Source organism: Streptosporangium nondiastaticum (assembly GCF_003011965.1).
GTDB lineage: Bacteria > Actinomycetota > Actinomycetes > Streptomycetales > Streptomycetaceae > Streptomyces > Streptomyces nondiastaticus.
In genome coordinates this window covers 1-6605 of sequence record NZ_PXWG01000224.1, presented here as the reverse complement: position 1 = coordinate 6605, position 6605 = coordinate 1, and the positions used below count along the sequence as shown (strand labels likewise).

Genomic DNA, 6605 nt, shown 5'->3' with positions numbered 1-6605 from the left:
CGGCGGTGCGGGCGCGCGCCGCACCGGGCGGCCCGCGTAGTGCCCGCCGGCACCGCGCTCCGGCGCCGACACGAACCGCCTGCCGCGGCGCCGCCCAGCCGCGACAAGGCCGTACGGCACCGCCGGGCCGCGCCGCGGGGCTTGTTCGCCGTTGCGGCGGAGGGTTGTGGCTGCGCCACGTCCGGAGCCGCGGGTTTCGTGTCTCGGCGCCGGCGCGTGTCGCCCGTGGCGACGGAGGGTCGTTGCCGCGGCAGCCGCCGACGGTACGGGCTTCCCGCCGCGGCGGCGCCCGGCTGCGACGCCGCGTCCCGGCACCGCCGGACCCCGTACGTACTCGAGAACAACCACCCCGTCCCGCCGGCCGAAGGCAAATACCCGTGCTGACCGTCGATTTCTCCCGCTTCCCGCTCGCCGCAGGCGACCGCGTCCTCGACCTGGGGTGCGGCGCGGGACGGCACGCATTCGAGTGCTACCGGCGCGGGGCGCGCGTCGTCGCGCTGGACCGCAACGGCGGGGAGATACGCGAGGTCGCCAAGTGGTTCGCCGCCATGAAGGAGGCGGGTGAGGCCCCCGAAGGGGCCACCGCCACCGCCATGGAGGGCGACGCGCTCGCGCTGCCGTTCCCCGACGACAGCTTCGACGTCGTCATCATCTCCGAGGTCATGGAGCACATCCCGGACGACAAGGGCGTGCTCGCGGAGATGGTGCGCGTGCTCAGGCCCGGCGGCCGGATCGCCGTCACCGTGCCCCGCTACGGCCCCGAGAAGATCTGCTGGGCCCTCTCGGACGCCTACCACGAGGTCGAGGGCGGCCACATCCGCATCTACCGCGGCGACGAGCTCCTGGACAAGATGCGCGAGGCCGGCCTCAAGCCGTACGGCACGCACCACGCCCACGGCCTGCACAGCCCCTACTGGTGGCTCAAGTGCGCTTTCGGCGTCGACAACGACAAGGCGCTGCCCGTCCGCGCCTACCACAAGCTCCTGGTCTGGGACATCATGAAGAAGCCCCGGGCCACCCGGCTCGCCGAGCAGGCCCTCAACCCGCTCATCGGCAAGAGCTTCGTGGCGTACGCGACCAAGCCGCACCTGCCCGCCGCCGGCGACGGGGTGGCCGCGTGACCACCTTCAGCCGCGGCTCCGGCCGCACCGAACGCCTCGTCCTGCCCGGCGTCCTGACGGCAGAACAGGTCACCGGCACCGTCGCGGGAATCGCCGCCGCCCAGCGCGAGGACGGCGCCATCCCCTGGTTCCGCGGCCACCACCTCGACCCGTGGGACCACGTCGAGGCGGCCATGGCCCTCGACGCCGCCGGCGAGCACGGCCGCGCCGAGGCCGCCTACCGCTGGCTCGCCCGCCACCAGAACTCCGACGGCTCCTGGTACGCCGCCTACGCCGACGGCGCCGCCGACGAGCCCACCGACCGCGGCCGCGAGAGCAACTTCGTCGCGTACGTCGCCGTCGGCGTCTGGCACCACTACCTCGCCACCGGCGACGACGCCTTCCTCGACAGCATGTGGCCGACCGTCTACGCCGCCGTCGAGTTCGTCCTGCGGCTCCAGCAGGCCGGCGGCCAGATCGGCTGGAAGCGGGAGGACGACGGCACCCCCGTCACCGACGCGCTGCTGACCGGCTCCTCCTCCGTCCACCAGGCGCTGCGCTGCGCCCTGGCCATCGCCGAGCACCGGGAGGAGCCGCAGCCCGACTGGGAGCTGGCCACGGGCCTGCTCGCGCACGCGATACGACGGCACCCCGAGCGGTTCCTCGACAAGAGCCGCTACTCGATGGACTGGTACTACCCCGTCCTCGGCGGCGCCGTCACCGGAGTGGCCGCCAAGGAGCGCATAGAGGAGGGCTGGGACCGCTTCGTCGTCCCCGGCCTGGGCGTGCGCTGCGTGCTGCCCAACCCGTGGGTGACGGGCGGCGAGAGCTGCGAGCTCGCCCTCGCGCTGTGGGTGATGGGGGAGTCCGACCGCGCCGTGCAGATCCTGCAGTGGATCCAGCACCTGCGCGCCGAGGACGGCATGTACTGGACGGGCTACGTGTACGACGACGACGCCGTCTGGCCCGAGGAGCGCACCACGTGGACGGCGGGCTCGCTGCTCCTCGCGGCGGCGGCGCTCGGCGGCGACGAGGCGACGACCGCGGTGTTCGGCGGGGAGCGGCTTCCGGCCGGCCTGGAGCCGGACTGCTGCGCCTAGCGCCTCCGGCACGGGGGCGTAGCCCCGGGAGCTCCCGGGAGCTCCCGGGGCCCCGAACGGGCCCCTCCCCGTGGCGGGCCGCACGGCCACCCGGCACGCTGACGGCATGGCACCCCCGCCCGCCCAGGAGGCCGCCCCGTGACCCGTCGTGCCGCTGCCGTCGTCGCCCTGCCCCTGGTCTGCGGGCTGCTCCTGACCGGTACGGGCTGCGGCGGCGGGAAGAAGGGCTCGGCGGAGGGCGGGGCGAGCCCCACGGGCTCCGCCGAGCGGCAGAAGTTCGCCAAGACCCGGTTCGCCGCCAACGCCGGCCTCGCCGCGGGCGCCTCGTACCAGTGGATCATCAAGCCGTACCGGGCCGGTGCGTTCAGGAAGGGGGCCGACGGGCGGACCGTGGCCCTGGTCAAGGCGGGCCTCGCGGGCACCTTCGCCTACAACCGGTTCAAGGCGGCGCTGAACAACGCCAAGGGCGACCCCCTGCTCTCGAAGGCGGTGGCCCCGCTCGGCGCGGGCGTCGAGTCGCTCAAGGGGCTCACCACCAAGTTCCGCAAGGGCGAGGCCACGGACGGGGACGCGGGCGCGTTCGACGGCGTCATCAACAGCGTCAAGAACGCGGGCAAGGACTCCGGGGCGCCGGTCACCGACAAGGTCCCCTCGTACTCGGAGATCCAGAAGGGCTGATCCGGAAGAAGCCGGTCTACCCGGAAGAGACCGGTCCGGAATCTGAACTTCCGTACCCCTCCGGTCCGTTGTCAGTGGGCCGTCCTACAGTGAGGCCATGACGACGATGCTGAGTCACGAGCGCTACTGTTCCGAGATCCTCGACCAGACCGGCCTGCTGTGCTCGGCCCTGGGCGAGGGCACCGACGTGTCCGTCACCGTGCCCACGTGCCCGGACTGGACGCTCGGCCACCTCTTGATGCACGTGGGGCAGGCCCACCGCATGGCCACCGGACTCGTGCGCGACCGGGTCATGGAGTTCGTGCCGCCGTCCACCGCCGGGCAGGTCATCCCCACCCCGGGCCCGGGCGACCCCTCCGCGGACGACCTGCCGGGTCTCACCGCCTGGCTCGCCGAGGGCGCCGAGGCGCTGGTGGCGGTCCTGCGCGAGGCGGGCACCGACAGCCCCGTGTGGACGTTCTCCGAGGACCAGCGGTCCGCGTTCTGGGCCCGCCGCGCGGCGCACGAGACGCTGATGCACCGCGCCGACGCCCTGGGCGCCGTCGGCGTCCCCTTCACGGCGGACGCCGAGCTCGCGGCGGACTGCGTCGACGAGTGGCTGGAGATACTCACCTTCCCCGCCGCCGTCGCGTTCAAGCCGCGGCTGAAGGAGCTGCCGGGCCCCGGCCGCACCCTCCACCTGCACGCGACCGACACCCCGGCGGAGCTCAACGCGGAGTGGCTCATCGACCTCACCGGTGACGGGGTCGCCTGGCGGCGGGCCCACGAGAAGGCCGCCGTGGCCGTCCGCGGGCCGATGACCGACGTGCTGAGCGTCCTCTTCCGCCGGCTGCCCGCCGACACCGACCGGATCGAGGTCCTCGGCGACCGCGAGCTGCTCGACTTCTGGCTGGAGCGGGCCGTCTTCTGAGGCCCCCTCGGCCCGCGGGAGCCGTCCGCCGGAGGCCGTGGCGCCATGTCCTCACGGACCGCCCCGGGGTCGGATGAGAGCATCATCGTATGACCGTTGTGCCCAGATCCTCCGCGTCCTGCAGGCTCGTCCGGGCCGCCGTGCTGCCCGCCGCCCTCGTGCTCGTGGCGGCCTGCGGCTCCGGTGACGCCGCGGCGCCCAAGGCCGGCGCGCCCGGCGCGGGGGACCCGCTCTTCCCGCGCCTGGGCAACGGCGGATACGACGTCCGGCACTACGGCCTCACCCTCGACTACGAACCGGAGGGCAACCACCTCAAGGGCACGGCCGTCATCACCGCCCGCGCGACGCAGGACCTCGGCTCCTTCAACCTCGACCTCAAGGGGCTCAAGGTCCGCAGCGCGCGCGTCGACGGCCGCCCGGCCCGCACGTCCCGGAAGGGCTCCGAGCTGACGGTGACGCCCCGCGAGACGCTGGGCAAGGGGCATGAATTCGAGACGGTCGTCGTCTACGACGGCACGCCGAAGGAGATCACCGACGAGGACGGCAGCGCCCTGGAGGGCTGGGTCGAGACCGACGACGGCGCGGTCGGCCTCGGCGAGCCCACCGGCTCCATGGCCTGGTTCCCCGGCAACCACCACCCCTCCGACAAGGCCGCCTACGACATCGAGGTGACCGTCCCCAAGGGCTACACCGCCGTGGCCAACGGCGAGCTGCAGCACCAGGAGGACAAGGGGAACCGGACGGTGTTCGCCTGGCACAGCGCCGAGCCCATGGCGAGCTATCTGGCGAGCGTGGCCGTCTCCCCGTTCAAGGTCACCACCGCCCGCGCCGGCGACCTGCCCCTCTACATCGCGACGCACCCCAAGGAGGCCCAGGCCGGGCCCCGCCTGGAGAAGCTCCTGCCCGAGGCCATCGCCTGGGCGAGCGACCTCTTCGGCCCGTACCCGTTCTCCTCCGCGGGCGCGGTCGTCGACCACAACCCGTACATCGAATACGCCCTGGAGACCCAGACCAAGCCCTACTTCGAGTCCACGCCCGACGACGTGACCGTCGTCCACGAAGTCGTCCACCAGTGGTTCGGCAACTCCGTCACCCCGCGCACCTGGCGCGACATGTGGCTCAGCGAGGGCTTCGCCGCGTACGCGGAGTGGCTGTGGGAGGAGAAGCACGGCGGCCGCTCCGTCCAGCGCACCTTCGACGACTACTACTCCGGCAAGGACCCGCTGAGCGACGGCATCTGGGCCTTCCCGCCCGCCGACCCCGCCCCGTCCACGGTCTCCGACCCGCCGGTCTACGGCCGCGGCGCGATGGTGCTGCACAAGCTGCGGCAGGCCGTCGGCGACGAGGAGTTCTTCGCCACGGCCCGGGCCTGGGTGAGCGAGCACAAGTACGGCAACGCCGACACCGCCGAGTTCGAGCGGTTCTGGCAGCAGCGCACCGGGAAGAACCTCGGCGGCGTCTTCGGCCCCTGGCTCCATGGGCAGGGGCGGCCGGACCGGCCGTGACGCGGGGGACGGCCTCGCCGTCACACCAGGTCCGCCAGCACCCGCAGCGTCTCCGGGTCCGGCGCCGTCACCAGCAGGTCCGTCACCGGCCCCGCCCGCCACAGCTCCAGCCGTTCCGCGATCCGCCCGCGCGGCCCCACGAGCGAGATCTCGTCGGCGAAGGCGTCCGGCACGGCCGCGACGGCCTCCTCGCGCCGCCCCGCCAGGAACAGCTCCCGCACCCGCCCCGCCTCCTCCCCGTACCCCATGCGCGCCATGAGGTCGGCGTGGAAGTTGCGGCGCGCGTGCCCCATGCCGCCGATGTAGAAGCCGAGCATCGCCTTCACCGGAAGCAGTCCCTCGGCGACGTCGGCGCACACCCGGGCCCGGACCAGCGGCGCCACCAGGAAGCCCGGCGGCGCGGCGGCGAGGGCCTCGGCGTGCAGGTCCGTGCGGAGCGGCGACCAGTACAGGGGCAGCCAGCCGTCGGCGATGCGCGCGGTCTGGGCGACGTTGCGGGGCCCCTCGGCGCCGAGCAGGACGGGCAGGTCCGGGCGCAGGGGGTGGGTGATGGGGCGGAGCGGCCTGCCGAGGCCGGTCGCGCCGGGGCCGCGGTAGGGGAGGGCGTGGTGGCGGCCCTCCAGCGTCACCGGGGCCCGGCGGCGCAGCACCTGGCGGACCACGTCCACGTACTCGCGCGTCGCGGTCAGCGGGCTGTCCGGGAACGGCCGCCCGTACCAGCCCTCGACGACCTGAGGGCCCGACAGGCCCAGGCCGAGCAGCAGCCGGCCGCCGGAGAGGTGGTCGAGGGTCAGGGCGTGCATCGCGGTGGCCGCGGGGCTGCGGGCGGCCATCTGGGCGACGGCCGTGCCGAGCCGGATGCGGCTGGTGTGCGCGGCGATCCAGGTGAGGGGGGTGAAGGCGTCGGAGCCCCAGGCCTCGGCGGTCCACACCGAGTGGTAGCCGAGCCGCTCGGCCTCCCGGGCCAGATCGAGGTGGCGGGGGTCGGGGCCGCGGCCCCAGTAGCCGAGCGCGAGTCCGAGCCGCACGGTGGCCCTCCCGGCGGGCAGATGACTGACGGCGTGTCAGGTCCGCTGACTGTAGGCCCGCGCCGGGCCCCGGGCAAGAGGGGCGGAGGCGGCGGGGCCCCGCGTAAGGGGCGCGGGGAACTGCGCGATCGGCCACGGACGGCCTGCAGCCGACCGGCGACCGCACGTCCGGTGGACCGCTCACCGGCCTCCGGACAAGAGGCTCCCGCGCAAGGAGTCCGGGCAGGAGAGCCGCACGCGCCCCGGAAATGGCGGCGGCCCGCCGGGAAACCCCGGCGGGCCGC

General features: G+C 74.3%; 6 protein-coding genes. 5 read left to right on the top strand and 1 reads right to left on the bottom strand.

Annotated features, from left to right (window positions below):
- Positions 1 to 377: 377 nt before the first annotated feature.
- The 5 genes from B7P34_RS34485 (at position 378) to B7P34_RS34465 (ending at position 5293) form a co-directional block, all read left to right on the top strand.
- Entirely contained in the window at positions 378 to 1121 is a 744-nt protein-coding gene (locus B7P34_RS34485) for a class I SAM-dependent methyltransferase (protein ID WP_106682097.1), read from the top strand.
- A complete protein-coding gene (locus B7P34_RS34480; protein ID WP_106682096.1) occupies positions 1118 to 2200 on the top strand; it encodes a prenyltransferase in 1083 nt (360 codons plus the stop codon). The genes B7P34_RS34485 and B7P34_RS34480 overlap by 4 nt, the downstream gene beginning before the upstream one ends.
- Before the next feature lie 138 nt (positions 2201 to 2338).
- Complete coding sequence (locus tag B7P34_RS34475) at positions 2339 to 2878, top strand: hypothetical protein (RefSeq protein WP_106682095.1); 540 nt, start codon at positions 2339 to 2341, stop codon at positions 2876 to 2878.
- Between the two features lie 97 nt (positions 2879 to 2975).
- Positions 2976 to 3788 carry a maleylpyruvate isomerase family mycothiol-dependent enzyme gene (locus B7P34_RS34470; protein WP_106682094.1) on the top strand — a complete coding sequence of 271 codons (813 nt, stop codon included), beginning with the start codon at positions 2976 to 2978 and terminating at the stop codon, positions 3786 to 3788.
- Between the two features lie 89 nt (positions 3789 to 3877).
- Complete coding sequence (locus tag B7P34_RS34465) at positions 3878 to 5293, top strand: M1 family metallopeptidase (RefSeq protein ID WP_106682093.1); 1416 nt, start codon at positions 3878 to 3880, stop codon at positions 5291 to 5293.
- Positions 5294 to 5313: 20 nt separating this feature from the next.
- Here the strand turns inward: B7P34_RS34465 and B7P34_RS34460 are convergent, their stop codons facing one another.
- Entirely contained in the window at positions 5314 to 6321 is a 1008-nt protein-coding gene (locus tag B7P34_RS34460) for an LLM class F420-dependent oxidoreductase (protein WP_106682092.1), read from the bottom strand.
- Between the last annotated feature and the right edge of the window lie 284 nt (positions 6322 to 6605).

What these genes read in the sequence shown, in the direction of transcription:
- B7P34_RS34470 (WP_106682094.1), top strand. Translation starts at nt 2,976, where the DNA reads ATGACGACGATGCTGAGTCACGAGCGCTACTGTTCCGAGATCCTCGAC.
- B7P34_RS34465 (WP_106682093.1), top strand. Translation starts at nt 3,878, where the DNA reads ATGACCGTTGTGCCCAGATCCTCCGCGTCCTGCAGGCTCGTCCGGGCC.